Source organism: Actinobaculum massiliense (assembly GCF_001457435.1).
GTDB lineage: Bacteria > Actinomycetota > Actinomycetes > Actinomycetales > Actinomycetaceae > Actinobaculum > Actinobaculum massiliense.
Window position 1 is genome coordinate 656,331 of the sequence record NZ_LN881717.1, and the last position, 24,048, is coordinate 680,378.

Genomic DNA, 24,048 nt, shown 5'->3' on the forward strand with positions numbered 1-24,048 from the left:
ACACCCGCACCGAGACCTCAACCGCACCGAGACCAGAAAACGAGAGAAATGATTAGTCTGCACAACATTACGAAGACATTCGGGAACGTCACCGCCCTGGACGGCATCGACCTCGCCATTGATTCAGGGCGCACCACCGTTATTATGGGCCCCTCGGGTTCCGGGAAATCGACGCTCCTGCGGTGCCTCAATCTGCTGGAGTGGCCCGATGCGGGCAAACTCGTGATTGACGACGCCGAACTGACTTTCCCCACCAACGCCACGCGCGCGCAGATTTCTGCCATTCGTGCCAAATCGGCGATGGTTTTCCAACAGTTCAACCTCTTTCCGCACCTCACCGTTCTGAAGAACGTGACGCTTTCGCCTGCCCTGCACGGTGAAAGTAGTGCGAGCGCCGAGCGGCGCGCCCGCGAACTTCTGGCCCGCGTGGGCGTTGAGGAAATGGCGGATCGCTACCCCATGCAGCTTTCGGGCGGCCAGCAACAGCGCGTTGCTATTGCCCGTTCGCTGGCCATCACCCCGGACTACCTGCTGTGCGACGAGCCGACCTCGGCCCTCGATCCGGAACTTGCCGCGGAAGTATCGAAGGTACTACGTGAGCTGGCGGCCCAGAACCAGTCCATGGTGGTGGTGACGCACGATATGAACTTCGCGCGCCGGGTTGCCGACCACGCGGTTTTCCTGCTGGATGGGCACATTTATTACGACGGCGATCCGAAGGGCTTTTTCGAATCCCCCGATCCGCGCATTCAGCAATTCCTCGCCGTCTACGGAGGGTAGAGCCGCCGGGCTGAGCTGGCCCGCCTGAGCTAAGCGGGCCGGGTAGCTCGCCTGGGCTTAGCGGCGCCGGACCAGGCCGGGCCGGGTAGCTCGCTCCTAGCTTCCGATGCTGGCAATAAAAACCGCGTGAATGAAATCGCCTACCCAAGCCAAAAGCTCATCGCCTTCCAAGACGTGGTTTTGCCCGAGCTTCTTCCCCCCGCTGGAGGGCATGGGCACCAGGAGCGTGCGAATAGCCGGCTTGAGGAGGGCCTTCGGTTGCAGGCGCTTGAGCCGCGCCTGCTTGGAGTCCGGCAGATCGACCGGGGCAAAGCGCAAATTCCGCCCGGCCACCGTAATCTCCTCCAGGCCCGCTGCCCGCGCCCGCTCGCGTAGCGCGGCAATCCTAAACAGCCGCTCCGCTTCCTCGGGTAGCTCGCCGTAGCGGTCGACCATCTCTTCACGCACCGCCTGGCGTTCTTCCTCGTTCTTCGCATTGGCGATCTTCGAGTAGATCTCTAGGCGCAACCGCTCGGATGGCACGTAATCCTCGGCCAGGTAGGCCTCCACCGGAAGCTCGATGCGCACGTCGCTCGCGTCCTCTTCTTCCTCGCCATGCTCCCCGCGGATTTTCGCAACGGCGTCGGACACCATGCGCACGTATAAATCGAACCCGACTCCCTCGATATGCCCGGACTGCTCGCCTCCCAGCATATTTCCGGCCCCGCGGATTTCGAGGTCTTTCATCGCCACCTGCATGCCGGCGCCGAGGTCGGTGTTCGAGGCAATGGTGCGCAGCCGCTCGAGGGCGGTTTCGGTAAGCATCCGATGCGGCTCGTAGAGGAAGTAGGCGTAAGCGCGCTCGCGCCCGCGCCCCACCCGGCCGCGCAGCTGATGCAACTGCGAAAGCCCCATTTTGTCCGCGTTATCCACGATCAAAGTGTTGGCATTGGCAATATCCAGGCCGGTTTCCACGATCGTGGTGCACACCAGCACATCCACTTCGCGCTCCCAGAAGGACTGAATAACCTGCTCAAGCTCGCGCTCGGCCATTTGCCCGTGGGCAATGGCGATGCGCGCCTCGGGCACCAGTTCGGCCAGCATGGCCGCCACCTTGGGAAGATCCTGCACGCGGTTGTGCACGAAGAACACCTGACCATCGCGCAGGAGCTCGCGGCGAATCGCGGCGCTGAGCTGCTTATCCTCGCGCGCGCCCACGTAGGTAAGAATGGGGTGGCGCTCCTCGGGCGGAGTGGCGAGGGTGGACATTTCGCGCACGCCCGTCACCGCCATTTCCAGGGTGCGCGGAATCGGGGTGGCAGACATAGACAGAACGTCCACGCTCGGATACATCTGCTTGAGCGTTTCCTTGTGTTCCACGCCGAAACGCTGTTCTTCGTCGATCACTACCAGGCCGAGGTCCTTGAAGCGCACGTTTCCGGTGAGCAACCGGTGCGTGCCAATCACGACGTCGACGCTCCCGTCCTTCAGCCCCTCAATTACCTCGCGGGATTCTTTCTCGGATTGGAAGCGCGAAAGGCTCGCCACCTTCACCGGGAAACCGGAACAACGCTCCTCGAAAGTTTCGCGATGCTGATCAACCAGCAAGGTGGTGGGCACCAGCACCGCCACCTGCTTGTTATCCATCACGGCCTTGAACGCGGCGCGCACGGCGATCTCAGTTTTGCCGTACCCCACGTCTCCGGAGATGAGGCGGTCCATGGGCACCGGCCGCTCCATATCCCGCTTCACTTCTTCGATGGTGTGCAGCTGGTCGGGCGTTTCCACGTATTCGAAGGCATCCTCCAACTCGCGCTGCCAGGGCGTATCGGGCCCAAAAGCGTGGCCGGGGGTTGCCAGACGCTCGGCATAAAGCCGGGTGAGCTCGGAGGCCATTTGGCGGGTAGCCGCCTTCGCCTTCTGCTTGGTTTTTGCCCAATCCGAGCCGCCCATTTTGTTCAAGCGCGGAGCCTCCCCGCCCGAGTAGCGGCTGATCTGATCGAGCTGATCGGTGGGTACCCACAGTTGGTCGCCGGGTTGGCCGCGCTTGGAGGAGGCATATTCAAGCACCAGGTATTCGCGCTGGTTATCCCCGCGCATGGCCCCACTACCAATGGAGCGCTTCGCCATTTTCACGAACTTGCCCACGCCGTGGCGTTCGTGCACCACAAAATCGCCGGGCTTGAGCGCGAGCGGATCAACGGTGGCCTTGCGCCGCTTGGGGAGTTTGCGTGGCTCGCGAATGGAGGAGCCGCCGCGGGAAGTGATGTCATTCGCGGAAAGAATCGCGAAGCGCTCCTCCTCCATCACAAATCCCTCGCCAATCGGCGCGGTGGTCACGTAGACCACCGAGGGTTCGAGTTTTTGGGGAAGGTTTTCCACGAACGACGCCGCCGCTCCGACCTCGCCCAGTTGCTCGGTCAGCCTGCGGCCCAGGCCGGGCCCCTGGGTAACGAGCACAAAGCGCCAGCGCCGCTTGGTGAGGTCGCGAATCACGCGCAGGGCTTCGTCGACTTTGCCGAGGAATTTGCGCGGCTGGCGTACCTTGCCCGGCGCGTTAGCCGCGCCGGCCGCGTTAGCCTCGCTGCCCGCGTTCGCTTCGCTACCCACGCCAACACCGGGCGCCTGCGCGCTAATGCCGCCCAGCTCCCACCAGGCTTGGCCGCGCGAACGGGCGAGCCGGCGCGTTTCGGCCACCGTGGCGAAATTCGCATCGGAGGCCTGAATTGGAACCTCGGCCCCGGCCGCCGCCGCGGACCACGCCGCGGTCAAGAATTCTTCGGTGGTTTGAATAAGTGACTCGGCACGCTGGGAAATCCGCTCCGGCTCCACCAGCACAATCCGCGCGCCTTCCGGAACCGTTTCGAGCACCGGAATCATTTTGTCTACCAGCGCGGGAGCGAGGGATTCCATTCCCTCTACCGCAATGCCCTCGCTGAGTTTATCGAGCATATCCACCGCGCCCGGTAACTGCGGAATGAGCGCCTTCGCCCGCGCGCGCACCGCGTCGGTAAGCAAAACTTCGCGGCACGGCGGCGCATACATTTCTCCGCGGGCCTCAATGGAACGCTGATCGGAAACCGAGAAGCTGCGGATTTCATCGACTTCATCGCCGAAGAACTCCACTCGCAGGGGGTGATCTTCGGTGGGCGGGAAAACGTCCAGAATTCCGCCACGAACCGCGAACTGCCCGCGCTTTTCCACCATGTCGACGCGCGAGTACGCGGCCGCAACCAGCTGGTTTTCGATATCTTCCAGGCCGGTAAAATCTCCGACCTTCAGCCGTACCGGCTCCATCTCCCCCAGGCCGGCGCTAATGGGTTGCAAAAGCGCACGCACCGGCATGAAGACGGCCCGCAGGGGTCCAAATTCTTCCGGATGCGCCAGCCGGCGCTGCACTAGCAGGCGCTGGGCGACGGTATCGGAACGCGGAGACAGGCGTTCATGCGGAAGGGTTTCCCAGGAGGGAAACACCTCCATCTCCTCGGCCGGAAGATATGCACGTAGCGCCCCGGCCAGTTCCTCGGCCTCGCGCCCGGTCGCCGTGACAATAACGTGCAGGGCATCACTTGGCGCTGGGCTTTGCGGCGAGGCACCGCCCAGCATCAGCGCTACCGCGGCGGGAACTGCTCCCCGCGGCAGGGGGATATTTTTCGAGCTCGCGGCGGAATCCGCCAGCTTCGCCAGGTCGGGGTTTTCCGCAACGATCGGCAAGACCGGACGTAGGTTCATGACTTCTTTCCGTTTAGTTCTGCGTATGCAAATGCAAGGTAGCCGTCTCCAGCCCCAGGCGCACCACTTCTTCCACCGCGTCCGCGGCGCGTTCAATCAGCACCCCGAGGTCTTTCTTCTCCGCTGCGGAGAAGGCGCGAAGCACATAATCAGCCGGATCCTGGCGCCCCGGCGGGCGGCCAATCCCAAATCGCAGGCGAATGTAGTTCTTGGCGCCCAGGGATTGGCTAATTGATTTCAGGCCGTTATGCCCACCTTCGCCTCCCCCACGCTTGAGCTTGAGGGTGCCAAACGGAAGATCGAGTTCATCGTGCACCACAATGAGGTTTTCCGGCGGGCACTCGTAGTACTTCATTAGCGAGGAAACCGGCCCGCCCGAGGTATTCATATAGCTGTCGCAGATGGCGAAAACAACCCGCTCGGCATCCGCGCCGTAACCCGCGCGCGCCACTAGCTGGTGGGTATTGGTTTTCTTATGCGCGGCGAGGGCGCCTCCGGCCCGCGCGGCCAGCGCCTCAATCACCATGTGTCCCGCGTTGTGGCGGGTTCCCTCGTATTTCGCACCGGGGTTCCCCAGCCCGACGACGACGTACATTCTTCCTCCCGCAATTTCCGTGCGTATTTATTCTGGCAGAACTCGATGCCGACACAAACCGGCTAATAATGCCGCAAGGCCGCACCCGTGCCTCTCGCCTTTTCTCTTGGCCCGGTGCCTTTCGGCGCCTCCGGGCGAGGTTTGGCGGTCGAGCACTGGTGCGGCCCCGCGATATCTGCGTGTCTTTAGGCGACGCGCTAGAAGTTTACTCGGCGGCTTCTTCCTCGGCCTTCTCAGCCTCGGCAGATTCCTCAGCCTGAGCCTCGGCCATAGCGGCGTCAGCTTCCTCGAGCGCAGTATCAACCTGCGGCTCGGTCACCATCACGGCCACCTCTTCGGCGTCGGCAACGATCTCAACGTCGTCGGCAACCTTCAGATCCGCAACCGTCACGCGCTCGCCTGCGTTCAGGCCCTCAACGTCCGCCACAACCGAATCCGGGATATCGATAACCGGGGCCTTGACGATCACGTTCATGAGCTCGATCGTGTAGATCATGCCGGGGGCGGGCTCGCCGGTAACCTCGACCGGAACCTCAACCTCGACCTTCTCGTTACGGGTCACGCGCTGCAGGTCGACGTGAGTAATGCGGCGGGTCACCGGGTTGCGCTGAATGTCCTTGACGAGCGCGAGCAGATCGGACGAAGCGCCTTCGTCCTTGACGATGTTGATGATCGCGTTCGGATTGTCCTTCACAATGAGGAAGAGCTCGTGGGCGTCAACCGCAACGTGAATCGGATCCTGGCCGTGACCGTAGAGGACCGCCGGGGTCTGGCCATCGCGGCGCAGACGACGCGAAGCGCCCTTACCAAATTCCGTGCGCTCAGTACCAATGAGACGCTTCTGCTCAAAAGCCATATTCGCTCCTAAAACATGCGGCGCGCAGTGCGAGCCGCGGGTATCAATTTCGAACACCCGCGCCGGTGGCACGGGAGGTTGGCCTCGTGCAGGCCAACTCTGCTAGGAGCGCCTGCCGCGTCGATAACGGAATATCGCGAGAAATTCGCGTTCCCTCGCCGAAGCAACCTAAAAATTATAAACGCTCGGCGGCGTGGTTTCCAGGGTTTTTGGTGCGAGGCCCGCCACCTCGGCCCGCCGGTACGACGGCGTCGTAAAGCTACGCGGCCCGCCGGTACGACGGCGTCGTGCGCTTCCGGAAGGAACAAACAACTCGCGAAGCGAAAACACTTCCCCCTCCGGGTAGCGCACCGCGAAGCGAGCTAGCGAACCAGGAGCCACACGAAAAGCGCCAGGCCGCAGACCAGTACGAAAACGCGGATGGTGCGGTCGGAGAAATAGTGGCCGATTTTCGGCCCAATCCAGCCGCCCACCAGGCCACCGACCATCATGCTGACGGCCGCGGGAACATTGACCGCGCCGTTGGCGAGGTAATAAACCGTCGCCACGGCATTGGCCACGGTGGTGATGGGCGCCTTCAAGAGCAGAGCCTCGCGGGTGGTCAGCGGGGTGAAAAGCGCGGCGACCGCCATGTACATCACCGCGGAGGCCGCCCCGAAATAGCCCGAATAGATTCCCACCCCGAAAACGAGGACGAGGAAAACCCCGGTGCCAACGTTCACGTGCCAGCCGGCGCGGGTGGCCAGCGGCGCCAGCACCACCGAGAGAACGGCAAAAAGCACCAACCACGGAACCACCGCTTCAAAAACGCTCGCGCTGACCCCGAGGAGGAGCACCGCACCGAGCGCCCCGCCAATTGCGGAGATTATGTATTGCGGCACGCGCGGATAGGTGGTGATGCGCCGAATGTAGCGCAGGCCGGAAAGTGTTGAGCCCAAGCCGCCGCCCACGTTGGAAAAGACGTTCGTGGTGTTGGCAATCACCGGCGGGAAACCGAGCAAAAGCAATGCTGGGTAGGTGAAAACAGACGCGACCCCGGAGAGGTATCCGATGATCGCGCCGATGAGTCCAACGAAAAATACGGCAAGTATGAGCATGTAGGAGTCTGGAATCTAAACCTTGGGAATTCGAACCGGTGGGCGCTAGCCGAAAATCGTCCAGCGCCCACCGGAAATAACCGCGATGCCTCGCGGAAGGCAAATCTAGATGGTGCCTTTAGTAGGCGCCGTCGAACAGGGAGGTCACCGAACCGTCCTCGAAGACCTCGTCAATGGCGCGGGCGATCACCGGAGCAATCGAGAGCACCGTTAACCCGTCGAAACGCTTCTCCTCCGGGATCGGCAGGGTGTTGGTGACGATAATTTCGCGGCAACCCGCGTCGCGCAGGCGCTCGACGGCGGGGCCCGAAAGCAGACCGTGCGTGGCGGCAACGATAACTTCCTTAGCTCCGGCGTCGCGCACCACATGAATGGCGCCCACCAGGGTGCCGGCGGTGTCAATCATGTCGTCAACAATGATGGCCGTCTTGTCCTTGACGTCACCCACCACGCGCTTGGCCACGGCCACGTTCGCCTGGCTGATATCGCGGGTCTTGTGAACGAAGGCGAGGGGCAGGCTTCCCAGGCGGGCGGCCCACTGCTCGGCAACCTTAATGCGGCCGGCATCCGGGGAGACCATAACCGAGGTCTCCGGATCAATCAGCGTCTTGACGTACTTAACGAGGGTGGGCATGGCCCACAGGTGATCGACCGGGCCGTCGAAGAAGCCCTGGGTCTGAGCGGCGTGCAGATCAACGCTCATCACGCGGTCAGCGCCGGCGGTGCGGAACAAATCCGAGACCAGGCGGGCGGAAATCGGCTCGCGGCCCTTGTGCTTCTTGTCCTGGCGAGCGTACGGGTAGTACGGAGCCACTACGGTGATTCGCTTGGCGGAGGCGCGCTTGGCGGCATCCACCAAAAGAAGAGCCTCCATCAACCACTTATTAATCGGGTCGGTGAAGGACTGAAGAATAAACACATCAGAACCGCGCAGCGATTCTTCGTAACGCACGTAAATTTCCGAGTTTGCGAAGTCGTACGCCGTGGTGGGCAAAAGGCTAATGCCGAGTTCTTTTGCCACCGCCTCCGCTAGCTCCGGATAAGCGCGCCCCGCAACGAGGACCAGTCGCTTGTCATTAGATACCCGCATTCCAGTGGCCATTTACCTGTGTGCCCTTCCCCTTGCAATCCCTGCTCTCGCTTCACGCTGGAGCGTGAACGTTGGGTTTCGAAATGGTGAATTAAAAGGGGGATTGCACGCCGACGGCGAAAAGCCCCCTCCTCTTAAGGTACCCGTTTTCGCGGTCAATGGGCCACGAATCCCCCCCAAGTTATGAAGTTCTCCTATTTCTTGGTGTTAGTCTGCTGTGATCTGCGTATCAACGAAGACGCCCGGGCCGGCGTGAGCGCCGCTTTCCACCCGGGTGGCCCCGCGCAAAATCGTAAACGGCTCCACCACCGCATCGGCTTCCAGCTCCACGCTCACATCGATCCAGGCGCTGGCCGGGTCAATGATCGTCACGCCCGCGCGCATCCACTTCTCTCCAATGCGCCGGTTCATATCCGCCCGTAGAGCCGCCAGTTGCACCAGGTCATTAGCGCCTTCAGCCACCCGATAGTCGGGGGCCACGTACGATCCCACGCCCGCCCCGGCCGCGTAGGCCTTGGCGATAACGTCGGTTAGATACATCTCCCCCTGCGCATTGTCGGTGCCGAGCGTTTCTAGGCTGGAACGCAGAAACTCGGCGTCGAATACATAGGTTGAGGTGTTCACCTCGTGAATCTGAAGCTGCTCCTCGCTGGCATCGCGGTGCTCCACAATGCCGCAAATCGCGCCGGCTTCATCACGGACGATTCGCCCGTAGCCGGTGGCGTCCGGAACAATCGCGCTGAGGACGGTGGCGGCGTTGCCAGCGTGGTGGGCGTAGAGCTCGCACAGAACGTCAGCGGAAAGAAGCGGGGTATCGCCGGCCATCACCAGGACGGGGCCGGAAACGTCCGCCGGCAGCGCATTCAGCCCGCACCACACCGCGCGGCCGGTGCCCTTGATCTCGTCTTGGTCAGCAATAATCACGCCGGGGTCCACCGCGGTGGCGTGGCCGGCAACGAGGTCGCGTTCGTGGCGCACCACCACGACGACGTTCTCCGGCTCCACCCCGCGCGCGGCCGCGATGGCGTGGCCCAGCAGGGTGCGCCCGCACATTTCGTGGAGCACTTTGGGGGTGGCCGAATTCATGCGCGTGCCTTTACCGGCGGCAAGGATAATAACGGCGGCGGGATTTTCCACGGCGCTGACCTTTCTTCCAGGGCACGCCAGCAACGGAGCGGGCCTGCCGCGATAGTGACGCGGCCCGCGGCCGGGCCGCAATGGTTGAGTTCCGCCTCTAGGACTCGAACCTAGACAAGCGGTTCCAAAGACCGCTGTGCTGCCATTACACCAAGGCGGATTGCACATTCTGGCGAATGCACCCGGACAGTCTAGCGAAAATTCCGAGTGCGGCATAATGGAGCCATGTCACAACCCGAATCGAACGCCGCGCCGCGCAAACGCGTGCGCATGACTCGCTCCGAGCGCCGCGTGCAACTTGCCCAGGTGGCTCGCGATCTTTTTGCCACGAAGGGATACGACTCTGTTTCCATTGAGGAAATTGCGGCTGAAGCGGGCGTCTCCAAGCCGGTGGTTTACGAGCACTTCGGGGGCAAAGAAGGCATTTACAACGTGGTGGTGGACCGCGAACTGACGATCCTTTCCGATCTGATTTTCACCCAGTTGCAGGACGGCGCTCGCGAGCGCGACGCGTTGGAGGCAATTGTGGTGGCGATTTTCAACTACATAGAAAATAACGACGCCGGATTCCGGCTCCTGGTGCAGCGTTCGCCCTCAACCCTGGAGGGCGGTTCGTTCTCCACCGTAATGGCAGACGTCGCGGATGCCGTCACCGAGATGATTGTGCCCATGCTCGAGCGCAACGGGATTGATGCTCGCACCGCGCCAATTTATGGGCAAATGCTGGCGGGCGGGATTGGCCAGGTGGGCCAATGGTGGGTGGATGTGAAAACCCCCGATAAGGAAACCCTTGCCGCCCACGTGGTGAACTTCGTGTGGGACGGCCTGCGCGGCCTGGAGATTTCCCCGAAGTTGCGCCACTGCCCGGGCAAGTAGCGATTTTCCAGCAATGCGCGAATTTCCATGATTCGCGGGCTCTGATCAAATATCCTGTTCATGAACAGTTTTCTTGCGCGAGCAATGATTTTACGCAGAGATAACCGACCGAAAGGTAGCCATGCTGAGCTTTACTCGAGTCAATAAAAGTTTTGGCTCGCGCCACGTTCTCAAGGATCTCAGTTTCGACGTCCACCCGGGAGAGATTTTCGGCTTCGTCGGATCCAACGGCGCGGGTAAGACGACGGCGATGCGCATCGCCCTCAACCTGCTGAGTAAGGACTCCGGGGAGGTGACCTGGCAGGGCCGGCCCATTGATTTTGCGAGCCGCCAGCGAATTGGTTACATGCCCGAAGAGCGCGGCCTCTACCCGCGCATGAAGGCGCGCGACCAGCTGGTGTACTTTGCCCGCTTGCACGGGCTTTCGCACGATGCGGCGGTAGCAAGCGCGGAAAAGTGGGCGCAGCGCCTGGGCATTTTTGAGCGCCTGGACGATCCGGTGCAAAAACTATCGCTGGGTAATCAGCAGCGCGTGCAGCTGTGCGCGGCGCTGGTGCACGAACCGGAGCTGCTCATTTTGGACGAACCGTTCTCTGGCTTGGACCCGGTGGCGGTGGCTTCCATGAGTAGCGTTCTGCGCGAGATGGCCGAGCGCGGAGCCCCGGTTATGTTCTCCTCCCACCAGCTCGATTTGGTTGAGCGCCTGTGCGATTCGGTGGGGATTCTGGCCGATGGGCGGATTGTGGCCCGCGGATCGATTGCGGAGCTACGCGATAGCGGGGATGTTCCCCTGGCCATCGCGGTGCAGACCACTCCGGAATCCTTGCGGGCGGCCCTCGCGCCGCTCGGTGTTTCGGTAAGCGCCGATCCTCTGGAAGGAACTGGAGATGCACCTAGCGAGGCCGGCGTGACCCGCGCGCTGATTGATCTTTCCGGTGGAACCTCCGATCAGGACGTGCTTCGCGCGGCCGCGCAGGCCGGGCCAATTCGCGAATTCGGCCCGCGCCGCCCGCATTTGACGGAACTCTTCCAAGACGTCGTCGTTCACGACGCCGATGAGACCACCGACGGCGCTCCTGGCACCGACGCGAGCGACGGCGTCGTGCAAGATGAGGCGAGCACCGCGCAAGCCGCCGCGTCTCACGAACCCCCGACCACCGAACCGGCCGCCCACTAGAGGCGAGGAAGAATTGAGGAACAGCATGCTTGGGATTATTTTCAAACGCGAATTCCGCACCACGTTCACCTCGAAGGGCAACATTATTGGCACCCTGATCATTGTGCTTCTCCTGCTGGCGGCGGGCGTGGCGGGGCGCTTCCTGCTACCGAGCAACCAGGCCAGCGACGAGGGCCCGGTGAGCGATAAGCCGGATGTGGCGCTCACTCAGCCGGCGATGATGCTCCTGCCTTATTTGGAACAGCAGGGCATTGACGCGGTGGTGGTTCCCGAAACAACCGCCCAGGAGTTGGTGAGCAAGGACGAGCCGATCGCGGACGTGGCGATTGGTGGAAGCGCCGCGGCGCCGGAGATTTACGCCGACGGTAACGGCGGGGTGCGTTTTGTGGAGCCGGTACGCCAGGCGGCCACCCTGTATTTGCTTCGGGAGGAGGCCGAGGGTGTGAGCCCCGAGGTCATCACGCAGGTGATGGCGCTCAATGGGCTGACCGCAAAGGACGTTTCGGCAACCGAGGCGGATTCGGCGAGCATTTTTGACACGAACCCGATCCCGGTGATTGCCGGCATCATTGGTTCCTCGCTGGTGTTCTTCATGGTGGCATCCGGCCTGGGCGCAATTCCCAGTGGCGTGGTGGAAGAGAAATCCAGCCGCGTGGTGGAGATTGTGTTGACCACGGTGCGCCCGCGCACGCTCCTGCTCGGCAAGGTGCTCGGCATTGGCGTGGCAACGCTCCTCACCATGCTGATTTATCTGGCAACCGCGATTGTTGCGGCGTTTATCGCCGGGGTGGTGCCGGATCTCGGATTCATTACTTCTTCGGGGCTGGGATTTGTGATCGCGGTGTCGATTATCTGGATTCCGCTGGGATACCTCACGGTGGCCGCCCTTGCCGGCGGCGTGGCCGCCACGGTTTCCCGCCAGGAAGACTTGGCGAGCATCCTCACCCCGCAGATCTTCCTCCAGTTTATTCCGTTCTACCTGGTGATCTTCGCCGGACCGACCCAGGTCGAGGAAACCTGGTTCAAGGTGATCTCCTATATCCCCGGCTTCGCTGGCTACGCGATGCCGCTGCGCGCCGGCGCGGGCACCACAAACTGGATGGAGCAGCTGATCGCGATTGGCCTTTCCGTTGTTGGGATCATCCTCCTGGCCCGCCTGGGCGGCGCGATCTACGAGCGCTCAATCCTGCGCATGGGCGAGCGCGTGAAGCTCACCCAGATCTTCCGCAAGGCGGCCTAAAGGGCTGGCTTGGGATAGAAGGCGGCCTAATGGGCTTGAGGTGCTGAAACAGCACGCTGCAATAGAGAGGGTGTGATCCGCGATCGCGGCTCACACCCTCTCGCTTCATGCCGTACCGCTAACCAGCGGAGGCCCACCGGGACTCCGCTACCTCGAATCGTCGAGATCATCGAGCGACGATACGGGCAATCGTCCAGATCGTCGTGCGACGATAGCTACGCTAACAGTGGTGGCAGATCTGCCTAACCAATAGGCGCAGCGCCTACGCTTAAACCCTTGAAGCGCTCAAAAAGCGTCTGAAGCTTTTCGGTTACGCGCTCTTTACGTACCTGCTTGGGTTCTCCCCCGCCAAAGCCAAAGATCGACGTCGAAGGCAGGAGGTCAGAGATTGACGTGCCTTCAGTTTCCAACTGGCCCATCTCGAAAGATCGGTTCACGAACTCATAAGTGGCGTCGATCTTGAGATTCTCATCGGCGATGATAACGTCCAATTCCGCGCGGCGGTGAGTACTTACGTATTCTTCCCATTGACGGTCGATATCCTCGTCTAACGTCACCGAGTCAACGAAGTCCAAGAGAAGATCTTTCTTGTTTCGTAGCTCTGGGCTAGCGTCAATCGAGCGCGAGATTTGAGCTCGGATCTCGCGGTTAATACCGTTCCCTTCTTCCGTATGATGCTTTTCTACCAGGAGCAGGATGTAATCCACATTGACCTGAACCTGTTTAACGAGCTCAAGCTCGAATACGAGGTCGTCGTTGATGTCCTCCTTATCAGCGTTTTTATCACGCGACATCTCCGCGTAGAGATCCAAGTACACCGAACGGTAATCCTGCCCCTCGCGCTCGGTGAGCTTTTCCTTGCCAAGGAAATCATCAAACGAGGCGAGGATATTCTCCAGCCGTAGAACCGCGCCAAAAATCTTTACAAACTTGCGTTGGTTGTTCTCGCCGTAAGGCGTCTCCCCAGGCGCGCAGAGATCTCGGAGCTCGTCAACCTTCTTACCGTATTCTGCGTAGTATTCCTCGAACGGCTTGAGTACCACGATGCCCCGCGCATCCTTGTTACCGAACAGTTCTAGCGCTTCATCGGTTTCTTCGCGTAGGTTTCTGAAGCAGACCACATTCCCGTAGGTTTTCACCGAATTGAGGATCCGGTTCGTTCGCGAAAATGCCTGGATCAACCCGTGCATACGGAGGTTTTTGTCCACAAATAACGTGTTCAGCGTGGTGGCGTCAAAACCTGTGAGGAACATATTCACCACGATCACCAGATCAATTTCACGGTTCTTTATTTTCATCGAGAGGTCTTTGTAATAGTTCTCGAAACTTCCACCGCTGGTATCGTAATTGGACCCGAACATCGCGTTGTAGTCTTCGATCGCGGCGTCCAGGAACTCACGTGAGCTACGGTCCAAGCCTGCGGCGTCCATCGCTTCGTCCCCAAGGAACCCGTCCGGCTCCACCTCATTGGGCGCATAGGAATAGATAATGCCGACCTTCAGCCGCTGGCTTTCAGGCAATTCTGCCTGCTGGCGCGCGAACTCCATGTAGTAGAGCTTCGCGGCCTGGATAGACGCCGTCGCGAAGAGAGCGTTGAACCCGCGCACCCGCCGCTCGGCAATAACCTCCTGCACGATCTCTTCGCTTCCGTGCCGGCGCGGAACGCTCTTGATCGTGTGCGAATAACCCGGGCCTGTTCGCCGCGTTTTCTGGTCGAAGTGCTCGAGTATATATGTAACAATTTTAGAGATGCGGTCGGGTGCGAGGAACGCGCGTTCGGTATCGATGGCGCTTACCTTCTTGTCCTGCACATCCTCACCCATCTGGATCGTATCGAGATAGTCGATACGGAACGGCAACACGTTTTGATCGTGAATCGCATCCACGATGGTGTAGGTGTGGAGCTTTTCGCCAAACACCTGCTCGGTGGTTTGGAGATTTGGTTTGCCGCCACCCACCGCGTTCGCGGAGAAAATCGGTGTGCCGGTGAAGCCAAACAGGTTGTATTTCTTGAACTTCTTGGTGATCGCGCTGTGCATTTCCCCGAACTGTGAGCGGTGGCATTCGTCGAAAATAATGACCACGTGTTTGTCGTACACCTCATGCGTTTTGTTGGCGCGCACGAAGCCGGCAAGTTTTTGGATTGTGGTGATGATAATTTTCGACGTCGTATCACCCAGCTGCCGGGTGAGCACGGCCGTGGAGGCGTTCGAGTTTGCGGCGCCTTCCTCGAAGCGGTTGTATTCGTTGATCGTCTGATAGTCGAGGTCTTTCCGATCGACGACGAAGAGGACTTTCTCTACGCCCTCCATTCGGCTGGCGAGCTGGGCCGTCTTGAAGCTGGTCAGGGTTTTGCCGGAACCGGTGGTATGCCAAATGTAGCCTCCGGCCTCAACTTTGCCGAGGAGTCGGCTATTTGTAGCGATCTTGATCTCGCGCAAAATCCGCTCGGTGGCAACGATCTGGTAGGGCCGCATCACCATTAGCGTGCGGTCAACGGTGAGCACGCAATAGCGGGTAAGAATATTGAGGATTGAGTGTTTGGCGAGGAAAGTTTTGGCGAAGGGAATGAGGTCATCAATGGACTTATTCGTGGCGTCTGCCCAGTTCATGGTGAACTCGTAGGAGTTGGAGGTTTTCTTTTTTCCGCGCGCTCGCCCGGAGGATTCCTCAATGGAACGCTCGCGGGTGGTATTGGAGTAGTAGCGGGTATGGGTGCCGTTTGAGATCACGTAGATCTGCACGTACTCAAAAAGCCCCGCTCCGGCGGAAAAGCTCTCCCGGTTGTAGCGATTGATTTGCCCGAAGGCCTCTTTAAGGGCTACGCCGCGCCGCTTGAGTTCGATGTGCACCAGGGGCAGGCCGTTTACCAGAATTGTTACGTCATACCGATTGTCGTGCCTGCCGCCCAAGGGGTTGGACGCGTTGGCGCGCGGCACCTCAAACTGGTTGATGACCTGCAGGCGGTTGTTGTGGATGTTTGCCTTGTCGATGAGCTTGATGTTCTTGGAGGTTCCGTCATCGCGCCGAAGGACCTGCACGTGGTCCTCCTGGATTTTTATGGTTTTTTCCCGCGTTCCCTCGCTTGTATTGGCGAGGCTTTCGTGGAAGAACCTTTCCCATTCGCCATCGCTGAAGCGGTAGTCGTTGAGTAATTCGAGCTGCTTGCGCAGGTTGGCGATGAGCTCGCCCTCGTGATGAATTGGCGCATAGTCGTATGCCTGGGCCCGCAAGACTTCGATCAGCTCCGCTTCGAGAGCCGCCTCGGATTGATAACCGGTGTCCTTCCTCGGATCAGCCTGGAATTTCGACACCACCGTCGCTTCGTCCGAAACTGCGATCGGCTCAAAGATATCCGCGGGCGCCTGCTTCATTGCCCTAGCTCCTTAAAATCCAGCAACTTATCCCGATAGTACTCATACTGCTTCCGCCGCGCCTCAATCTCCGCCGGCAGCCCCGAGCTGATGTCATTTACCAGAGCATCGAAACGATCGAGAGTCTCTGCGACGCGCTCTTGAATCTCGCGGGGAGGAACCGGGATCTGCATGCGTTCCATTGCTCCCGATGAAATTCGACGAACTTTCGTGCCTGTAATGTACCTGGCTTTTTGTTCATGAAACAGAGCGCTACTAAAAAAATAAGACGCGTACTTCGGATCGAGATCATGACTGTATACATACCCATCACCACTTGCGATAACGTCCGATTCTCCGAGCCAAGCAACTGCTTTTCCCAAATCCTCATCATTTTCCGAAGTGGTGGCGATGAATAAATCCCCTGATTGCATGCGGCGCTTTCCACGAGCAAAATCCATTGAAACGAAGCTCCTCGTTTTCGAAGCCCAAATTCCGTAGTGCGTGTAGACCTCGCCATAATGAATACAGGGAACACCCTCATCAACGAAGTCCTTCTTTTGCAGACCTGCGCCCCGCGCAAATCTTCCGACTTCTCCCAAGCAACACAACTGATCTTCAGCCTGAAGAATACGAAAAATTTTGTCCCGAAAGAAGGCGTACTGAACCTGCCGCGCTTCCAGCTCCGCTTCCAGCTCCGCTTCCAGCTCGGTGAAGTTATCTAAGATTCTCACGATTTCACGTTGCACCTCAAGCGACGGGACCGGAACCTTAAAATCTCGGATCATTTGTAGATTCAAGCCGCCACGCGTTCCATCGCCCGATGAGATACTCCGAAGTTTCTCGTATTGACTTGTAAGGTAGTGGAACAAGAAATCCGAATTCATCGCGTCTTGAACCACGATTCCAGCAAGGGACTGATTCGTGCAGAGCTCAATGCGAGTTCTCGCAACCTTCCCACGAGTTTTGCCCTGCCCGGCTAGCGCAATTACAACAGTGCCAGGGGGCAACATCTTAGTGCTACACGAATTGAACCCCTCTTGGCTTATGAAATTCTCAGTCTTATAAACTGTTCCTAAATTAACCTCACCCGAACTCATCCATGGGATTTCGGGAGGCTTCCAATATCGCTTGTTTCGAGTGCTTGGGGTGGCACCCGAAACAACCTTTGAGCTAACGTTCGTATCACCAATTGGCATGTACGGAACACCGTTTGGGCAGAGTTCATTAATCAAATCTTGCAGGCGGCTCATTTGGCATCATCTCCCGCGGCTGGAGTAGCTGCATCGGAGCGAGTAGCGGAGGCCGAAGCTACGGCGTCGTCGGCAAGGCCTACGCCGTCGGCCTCAAGGTCCGCAACGATACGGTCAATCGACTCACGCAACTCCTGCTGGCGCGCAACGATCTGCTGAATCTGCAGGTTCAGCGCAACGATGTCGATCTCCTCGCGGGTATCCTCCGGCTCCACGTAACTGGACACCGAGAGGTTGTAGTCGTTCTCGCGCAGCTCATCAATCGAAACGAGCCTCGCCACGTGCTCTTCATCGGCGCGCGCCCGGTACTTCTCGACGATCCAGGCGCGATCCTCCGGGGTGAGAACATTCTTGGCGTCCTCCCGCTTGAAGCGCTTCGATGCGTCAATGAACAGCACCGAGCTGTCCGACTTCGACTTTTTGAGAACCATAATGCAGGTGGCGATCGTGGTGCCGAAAAACAAATCCGGTGGCAACTGGATCACCGCCTCCACGTAATTCGAATCGATCATGTAGCCGCGGATCTTCTTTTCCGCGCCGCCGCGATAGAGCACTCCGGGGAACTGAACGATTGCCGCCGTGCCGGTGACGTCCAAGGCTCGGAGCATGTGCATGGTAAAGGCGAGATCCGCTTTCGACTTTGGAGCGAGTACCCCGGCATCAGAAAAGCGGTCATCATTGATGAGTGTGGGATTGTCACTCCCGGCCCAGCGGATCGAATACGGCGGATTTGAAACGATCGCTTGGAACGGCTCTTCTTCCCGGTGCCGCGGATCAATTAGGGTATCGCCCAGCTCAATATCAAACTTTGTGTAGTTGATGTTGTGCAAGAACATGTTAATTCTTGCCAGGTTGTACGTGGTGAGGTTGATTTCCTGGCCGTAAAACTTATTGACGTTGGCGGGTCCGAGAATCTTTGCGAACTGAAGAAGAAGCGAGCCCGAACCGCAGGCCGGGTCGTAAACCGAGTTGATGGACTTTTTGTCCCCTATAACGATGCGGGCAAGGACTTCGGATACCTCTTGCGGGGTGAAGAACTCGCCGCCGGACTTGCCTGCGGCCGAGGCGTACATCGTCATCAGATACTCGTAGGCGTCGCCAAAAAGATCAATGCGGTTTTCTTCCAGCGCACCCAGTGGCATATCTGCCACGGCATCGAGAAGTTTCACGAGCTTTGCGTTGCGCGCCGCTACCGTGTTTCCGAGCTTGGAGGAGTTCACATCGTAATCATCGAAGAGGCCGCGAACATCATCTTCTGACGCTGTTCCTACGGCCGAACCCTCAATATTGCGAAAGGCACGCTCGAGGGTTTCATTCAGATTTTCGTCATGAGAGGCGCGCGCCTGGACGTTTACAAACAGCTCTGAAGGGGCGATGAAGTAGCCCTTCTCGCTAATAAGGAATTCACGCGCGGGCTGCGCTTCCTCGTCGGATAGTTTGGCGTAATCAAAATCGGAGTTCCCGGCAGCCCACTCGTTTTTGTTCACTCGCTCCGCGAGGTTCTCAGAAATAAAGCGATAGAACAGGGTGCCCAGAACATAAATCTTGAAATCCCAGCCGTCCACGCTTCCGCGCAAATCGTTGGCGACCCGCCAAATCGTCTTATGCAACTCGGCGCGTTGCGCCTCCCGCGTCACCGGAACCATGCTCCCCTCGCGTTTCTCGTGAGTTCCTTGGCGAGTGCCTGGGGCGGGGCGTCTTTCGGCTTGAGAATTCGAAAATAGCGCCGGTGGTTCGACCTCGAAAACCCACACTCGCAACAAACGTGAGGTTACCACGCGCGGCGCCGACGGCCGTGTAGACGCCCGGGCAAGTGCTCCAAAAGGCTAGACGATGGACAAGGCACGAACCCCGGCCTGGCTAATCCGAAAAATGGTTCACCGGAGTGTCACGCCGGGATTTTGATTTCCAGTTGCAAACCGAGAGCGTCGATTATTCTCGTAACAGTCTTACAGGACGGGTTCCCATCTTGTGAAAGCGATTTGTACAGAGATTCGCGTCCCACACCTGCTCCCTCAGCAATGGCAGTCATACCGCGAGACTTAGCCACGTCACCCAAAGCCGCCTGAAAGATTGCAGGGTCAGGATCTTCGAGAGCAGCATTCAGATACTCCACAACATCGTCTTGGGTTTCTCAGTACTCGCTCGCATCCCAGGTTCTGATTCTTACCCCCATAACCCCTCCTCAATAATTTGCGCCGCGAGGCTCTTGGCCTTTTCGATATGCTTTACATCGCCTACAAATTCACCTGCTTGCTTACATCTTTGCAATGCAATGTTGATACGAGCTCTACCTCATGCGTCTTTGAGTTTACGAAACCAGCGGATGTAGGTATCCGTCTGTTTATTCTCCACAGAATCGCTGTATTCCACAGGATACAGCGTGGGAAACCCCGGAATTCGCAGACGTTCGCGGGTTAATCGCCAATCAGCCTGAGCTGGACTCGCGGTATCTTGCGCTTAATGCCCGATTCGGAGTGCACAGAAGGGGCAAGAGCAGGCGTAAGAAATTCGCAAATAACCAAGTAGTCCGATCAAACCGTGACGTTCACCTACACAGAATCAGCATTTATAGGGCGCGTGAGGGCTTGCGCGCTACGGGTGGGCCGATGGAGATTCACTTTGGTGTGGTTATGTGTGCACGTCCCTGCACGGACGTGCACACATAACCACAGTGAAATGAAGCCTTAGTGGCGGCAACGCGAGACGGCCCAAAAGCCCTTTTGTAAAAGCCCAGCTCAGAGCGTTTCCATTTCGTACATGTAGCAAAAGGCCATCTACCTGGTAAGCCCTGCACGCTCGCGAAACCCAGCCCTTTGGCTACGGTTCTAGCTATCTCGCTGCGGCCTGCCTCGCTCTCTACGCCAAATCGAGTTCTCAAGCCGAAGCGGTTGCGCTAGGGCTCGCGTTGCCACCTAGTCTCCCTCGCTCTGCTCTAGCTACCTTGTTGAACCTTCACCGCAGAGCTCGGGGCTAAAGCTCGCCGACGTCCCTCCGCCGGAGCCGCGTCGCTACGCGTTACGCTGGGAAGTTTCTTCGACCAGCGAGGCGAAACGCTGAACGTAGTCGCGAACGAACTCCACGGTCTTTTCGGGCTGGAGCTTGCCATCCTCATCGAGTAGCGTCGGCGACTGGCCGAGGAAGACCTCGGGCTGGCCGACTGTCGGCATATCAAAGTACGAAAGCGCCAGGCGCAGGTTCTTCTGCGAGCTGTAGCCACCCATCCGTCCCACGGAATGGGAGATGATGCCGTAGGGCTTATTCTTCCATGCCACGTCCGAGTTGGGCTTGGAGGCGATGTCTACCGCGTTCTTCAGGCAAGCCGGAATCGTGCGGTTGTTTTCGGGGGTCACAAAAAGAACGCCGTCACAGGCTTTGATCGTTTCGCGGAAGTGCGTGTAAATCTCCGGGCGCTCCACCTCGGTGACCTCGGGGTCGTCGTAATCAAAGTTGTAGAGCGGCAGGTCACGAATCTCCACGATCTGCGCATCGAACCCCTCCGGGAAATACGTGATCGCGTTCTTCGCAATTTTGCGCGCATAGGATCCACCGCGCAGGCTGCCCACCAACACCGCAATCTTGTATGCCATTCGTTTGCCTCCTAAGCATCAGAGGGCGCCGCGGAGATTTAGAACTCCACGCCCCGCCCCGCGTAATTGAACTTATCGGAAACGAATTATACCCGGGAATCACTTCCCCAAAGCGCTAGAGGCGGTAGTGCTCCAAACCCTTGCAATAGAGAAGCTCATCGCAAAGCCGCTCATGCTGCATGCGAAGCTTTCCCTCAACTTCACGCCACTTGAACGCCGAGCGGGCAACCATCGCAAGCTTGGCAGGCTTGGTTTCCCCGCCGTCAATTTCGGCGCAGATCTCCGCCACCGCATCCCAGATGCGCCCCTTATCCAAGCCGAGGGTCTCATAGACCCAGATGTACATTTCCGGGCGGCGAATTTTCTTCCACGCCGCTTTGGCACTTCCAAACTCTGAACCCAGGCGCTTCTTCGTTTCACCCTTCTTGGATTCCGCTTCAACTGCCGCCTGCGCGAAGTAGCACGTTACGTGGTTTCGCACGGAGAACCAGTACCGCTTCTTATCCTGGTAAATCCCCGCCTCGAAAAGTTTCCGCTCCAAACTAGGGGTAAATTCCTGCTCCGGTTCCAGTTCTCCAAGGATTCCCGCGACATCCCTCGCCTTCATTTCCGCCATGTTCTACTCCTCAAGCCTATTTATTACTTGCCGTCCGCTCTGCCGTAACTAATCATGCCATCTCACCGCTAGCTCCCGCGCAGTTTCCCGTAGCGCGCACAGAATGTAGCCAGACGGATTTTCCCCACGCCCCGGCGCCGACCCACGCCGACCAACAAAGGCAGAATTTTCCCCGCGGGCCGTGCCAACCGACAGAGGCCAAATCTTCCCTCGCACACCCGCGATGATGCGCGACGCCCACATTTATCGCTTCTCCACGGCCGCGGGCTCACGCGAAAGGGAAGAAACAACTAGAACGTGGAGGCTCGACTCGAAGTGGGTTGCGGATTCGCCACGCCCACCCGAGTAGAACGCTCACCCGCGCACAACACTCACCTGCGTACAGCCCTCAGCCGCTCGGGCAGAAAACAAGACCCCCAGCCATATTGAATTAAAATAACCGATTTCGCTAGTGTAGCGACATCCCATCAGGCGCCGCTGCGCTACCAATAGCACCACCGAAAGGACATCAAAATGAGCACCCGGAGCCGCTGGTTTTTGATTTTTATTCCGCTGAGCGCGGTGGGCCTGTGCGCCGTTGCCTATCAGTTCTTCGTCAACACTTCGGCACTAAACGCCACCACCCTCGCTCTGGTGTGGACCGGTGTAGTTGTTCCCCTCCTACTGGCACTTGCGGGCATTATTTCCCTATCCGGTAGGCAAAGGATGAGAGTTTGCCTCACCTGCCTGATAACAGCAGCACTGGCCTTAGTCGTCACCGCGTTCGGCGAACCGATTGCGAGCGCTCTGGGCGTGGGGATGGTGACGTACGCGTGGTTCCCTGGCAAGGAAATCGAGGCGGTAGCTACCCTCCTGGCCTTCTTTGCCACCTGTGCCATTGCGCTCTACGCATCGCGCGGCGCGCGGCAAACGCACTAATAACACGCTTGCTCGCGCCGTCCGCATGAGATGCAACAGGGGCGATCGATACCTAGTTGCCTGCTAAAGGTAGGGCCGAGCTCGATGCGCTCACCGTTCGCGTTAGATGCGACAAAGTTCGATCCGCTAAACGTCCCAGCTAGATGCGATAGTGCTCGATGCCCTTGACGGCCGAAAGTTCGTTGCAGAGGCGAGCGTGGTGGGCGCGGACGGCTTCCTCAACCGCCTCCCAAGCGAAAGCTTGGCGAGCAATCTTTGCCAGCTTGGCGAGGCTGGTTTCACCGCCGTCAATTGCCGCGTGGAGTGACTCTACTGCCTGCCAAATCTTGCTCTTATCGAGCCCCAGAGTCTCGTAAACCCAGATATACATTTCCGGGCGGCGAATCTTGGCCCAGGCTTCCTTGGCATTGCGCAGATCGGCAATCGCCCGCTTCTTCTGCCCATCCACCGCAGCGGTCTTCGCCGCCTTCTTCTTGGCGTCGTACTCGAGCTCGCGGGTGGCAAAGTACATCACCACGTGGGTGCGTACCGAGAACCAATAGCGCTTCGCGTCCTGATAAAGACCCTTTTCAAAAAGGTTCTTTTCAAGGCCTGGCGTGAACTCTTGCTCCGGCTCCAGCTCTCCCAAAACCGCGGCGAAATCCGTTGACGACAACGTTTCCATACCAGCTCCTTAAATGCCATAGCCATCTAATTTCGACGGCACATAATTTATGATGCCGCCGCAGCAAGCCGAGGAACATCTTCGCCGCACCCGTTGCGGGCATTGCCACACTCGCCAGGGCGGAAACTATTCGCCGCGCGCTACGGCGGGAACTGCTCGCCACTCGCGGACGGCAGGAAACTACTCCCCGCGCGCGGCGGCGTAGATATTCTCGAGCATGGCCAGGCGCTCTTCCAGGCCCGCGCTTGCAGGTACGCAAATCTTCGCGCCCAAATATTCCGCGCCCTCAGCTACCTCGGCACAGCGGCGGATTTCCGCGGCGTCCAGCAATGAGGCGGGCTCATCCATCGCGCTAGGTAGGTGACCATCCCCCCAGGGGTAGCCGAACTGAGTTTCCTCCGGGCCCGCACCAGAGAAGATGACGCCTGCCAGCACGCCCGCCTGCTCGCACTGCTGAATGTGCTCAAATGCTGTTCGCGACGAGCGACCCTCAATAGCCGAGCGCCCCCAATTGATCGCCATGCCAACGCCCAGCTCGTGGCAAATCTCGATTTCTTGCTCGATGGGCAAGAATCCCTTTTCCGGTTTCTGCCCGTCCACAAACTTGTCGCAATGTTCAACGGCGATGCTCGCCCCGCACCAATCTTTGGCCAGTAGTTCCTCCAGCGAAGCACGGAAAGAATCCGCGCTGGCAATTTCGGGCGGCGCGGTATGCAACTGCACCTTGGAAATAACCTCGCGCCCGGTAGCGTCCGCAAGCGCGGCAACGGCGCTACGAATCTGCTCGGCAAAATTGAGCGCCGCCCGGCGGCTCTCGCTATCCGGAGAAGCTAGACCGAAGGCCGGGTTCTTCCCCACGTTCTGCATGGTGCCGGGAATCGCCGTGATGGCGTTGAAGATCCAGTTTTCCGCGAGATAGCTGGCGAACTTATCGGCCTCGGTGGCGATTTGGCCGGGGAACGGGATCTCCAGGCCGTCAATCCACTCCTTGCTTTGCAGTAACTCGTAGTATTCGCGGTGCCGATCGGGCTCCGGCAATGATGCGTATGCGCCAACAATGAACGGTGAAGTCATCTCAACCCTCTTCGGTTTTTC

Annotated in this window: 18 protein-coding genes, 1 tRNA gene and 1 pseudogene; 5 read left to right on the plus strand and 15 right to left on the minus strand. The window is 59.1% G+C overall.

Translation table 11 applies throughout. The features are described from left to right. The first annotated feature begins 48 nt into the window (after positions 1–48). On the plus strand, positions 49–780 hold the full coding sequence (locus BN2664_RS04815; RefSeq protein ID WP_007001334.1) for an amino acid ABC transporter ATP-binding protein: 732 nt from the start codon (positions 49–51) through the stop codon (positions 778–780). 96 nt (positions 781–876) lie between these two features. On the opposite strand, the gene mfd is transcribed toward BN2664_RS04815, so the two are convergent. The 7 genes from mfd to BN2664_RS04850 form a co-directional block, all read right to left on the minus strand. After that, the gene (gene mfd, locus BN2664_RS04820) at positions 877–4,491 is read right to left on the minus strand and encodes a transcription-repair coupling factor (protein WP_007001333.1); all 3,615 of its coding nucleotides are present in this window, start codon (positions 4,489–4,491) and stop codon (positions 877–879) included. Between the two features lie 13 nt (positions 4,492–4,504). Next, on the minus strand, positions 4,505–5,086 hold the full coding sequence (gene pth / locus BN2664_RS04825; RefSeq protein ID WP_058120630.1) for an aminoacyl-tRNA hydrolase: 582 nt from the start codon (positions 5,084–5,086) through the stop codon (positions 4,505–4,507). 205 nt (positions 5,087–5,291) lie between these two features. Continuing rightward, positions 5,292–5,942 carry a 50S ribosomal protein L25/general stress protein Ctc gene (locus tag BN2664_RS04830; RefSeq protein WP_007001331.1) on the minus strand — a complete coding sequence of 217 codons (651 nt, stop codon included), beginning with the start codon at positions 5,940–5,942 and terminating at the stop codon, positions 5,292–5,294. Between the two features lie 362 nt (positions 5,943–6,304). Further along, complete coding sequence (locus tag BN2664_RS04835) at positions 6,305–7,039, minus strand: sulfite exporter TauE/SafE family protein (RefSeq protein WP_007001330.1); 735 nt, start codon at positions 7,037–7,039, stop codon at positions 6,305–6,307. A gap of 118 nt (positions 7,040–7,157) precedes the next feature. Next, the gene (locus tag BN2664_RS04840) at positions 7,158–8,141 is read right to left on the minus strand and encodes a ribose-phosphate diphosphokinase (RefSeq protein WP_007001329.1); all 984 of its coding nucleotides are present in this window, start codon (positions 8,139–8,141) and stop codon (positions 7,158–7,160) included. A gap of 195 nt (positions 8,142–8,336) precedes the next feature. Further along, positions 8,337–9,266, minus strand: coding sequence for an NTP transferase domain-containing protein (locus BN2664_RS04845; RefSeq protein ID WP_007001328.1), 930 nt, complete (start codon positions 9,264–9,266; stop codon positions 8,337–8,339). 89 nt (positions 9,267–9,355) lie between these two features. Next, a tRNA-Gln gene (locus BN2664_RS04850) sits at positions 9,356–9,426 on the minus strand. A 65-nt stretch (positions 9,427–9,491) separates the two neighbouring features. Between BN2664_RS04850 and BN2664_RS04855 the strand changes: the two genes are divergently transcribed. The 3 genes from BN2664_RS04855 (at position 9,492) to BN2664_RS04865 (ending at position 12,559) form a co-directional block, all read left to right on the plus strand. After that, positions 9,492–10,142, plus strand: a complete 651-nt coding sequence (locus BN2664_RS04855; protein ID WP_007001327.1) for a TetR/AcrR family transcriptional regulator — start codon at positions 9,492–9,494, stop codon at positions 10,140–10,142. Between the two features lie 121 nt (positions 10,143–10,263). Further along, entirely contained in the window at positions 10,264–11,319 is a 1,056-nt protein-coding gene (locus BN2664_RS04860) for an ABC transporter ATP-binding protein (protein ID WP_007001326.1), read from the plus strand. A 25-nt stretch (positions 11,320–11,344) separates the two neighbouring features. Further along, complete coding sequence (locus BN2664_RS04865; RefSeq protein WP_007001325.1) at positions 11,345–12,559, plus strand: ABC transporter permease; 1,215 nt, start codon at positions 11,345–11,347, stop codon at positions 12,557–12,559. 242 nt (positions 12,560–12,801) lie between these two features. Here BN2664_RS04865 and BN2664_RS04870 read toward each other — a convergent pair whose 3' ends face one another. The 6 genes and pseudogenes from BN2664_RS04870 to BN2664_RS04895 form a co-directional block, all read right to left on the minus strand. Further along, positions 12,802–15,933 carry a type I restriction endonuclease subunit R gene (locus tag BN2664_RS04870; protein WP_007001324.1) on the minus strand — a complete coding sequence of 1,044 codons (3,132 nt, stop codon included), beginning with the start codon at positions 15,931–15,933 and terminating at the stop codon, positions 12,802–12,804. Further along, positions 15,930–17,165 (minus strand): restriction endonuclease subunit S, encoded by a 1,236-nt coding sequence (locus BN2664_RS04875; RefSeq protein WP_058120631.1) that lies wholly within the window; start codon positions 17,163–17,165, stop codon positions 15,930–15,932. The genes BN2664_RS04870 and BN2664_RS04875 overlap by 4 nt, the downstream gene beginning before the upstream one ends. Next, positions 17,162–18,811 (minus strand): type I restriction-modification system subunit M, encoded by a 1,650-nt coding sequence (locus BN2664_RS04880; protein WP_007001322.1) that lies wholly within the window; start codon positions 18,809–18,811, stop codon positions 17,162–17,164. Before BN2664_RS04880 ends, BN2664_RS04875 begins: the two co-directional genes overlap by 4 nt. A gap of 242 nt (positions 18,812–19,053) precedes the next feature. Further along, positions 19,054–19,284 (minus strand): annotated as a pseudogene (locus BN2664_RS04885) (addiction module antidote protein); the annotation flags it as partial. Positions 19,285–20,176: 892 nt separating this feature from the next. Then, complete coding sequence (locus tag BN2664_RS04890) at positions 20,177–20,755, minus strand: NADPH-dependent FMN reductase (protein ID WP_007001321.1); 579 nt, start codon at positions 20,753–20,755, stop codon at positions 20,177–20,179. Positions 20,756–20,870: 115 nt separating this feature from the next. Next, the gene (locus BN2664_RS04895) at positions 20,871–21,371 is read right to left on the minus strand and encodes a hypothetical protein (RefSeq protein ID WP_007001320.1); all 501 of its coding nucleotides are present in this window, start codon (positions 21,369–21,371) and stop codon (positions 20,871–20,873) included. 513 nt (positions 21,372–21,884) lie between these two features. Between BN2664_RS04895 and BN2664_RS04900 the strand changes: the two genes are divergently transcribed. Further along, positions 21,885–22,289, plus strand: coding sequence for a hypothetical protein (locus BN2664_RS04900; protein WP_007001319.1), 405 nt, complete (start codon positions 21,885–21,887; stop codon positions 22,287–22,289). A gap of 139 nt (positions 22,290–22,428) precedes the next feature. On the opposite strand, the gene BN2664_RS04905 is transcribed toward BN2664_RS04900, so the two are convergent. Further along, positions 22,429–22,953 carry a hypothetical protein gene (locus tag BN2664_RS04905; RefSeq protein ID WP_007001318.1) on the minus strand — a complete coding sequence of 175 codons (525 nt, stop codon included), beginning with the start codon at positions 22,951–22,953 and terminating at the stop codon, positions 22,429–22,431. Positions 22,954–23,133: 180 nt separating this feature from the next. Beyond that, the gene (locus tag BN2664_RS04910; protein ID WP_040317295.1) at positions 23,134–24,027 is read right to left on the minus strand and encodes a DUF4862 family protein; all 894 of its coding nucleotides are present in this window, start codon (positions 24,025–24,027) and stop codon (positions 23,134–23,136) included. Positions 24,028–24,048 lie beyond the last annotated feature (21 nt).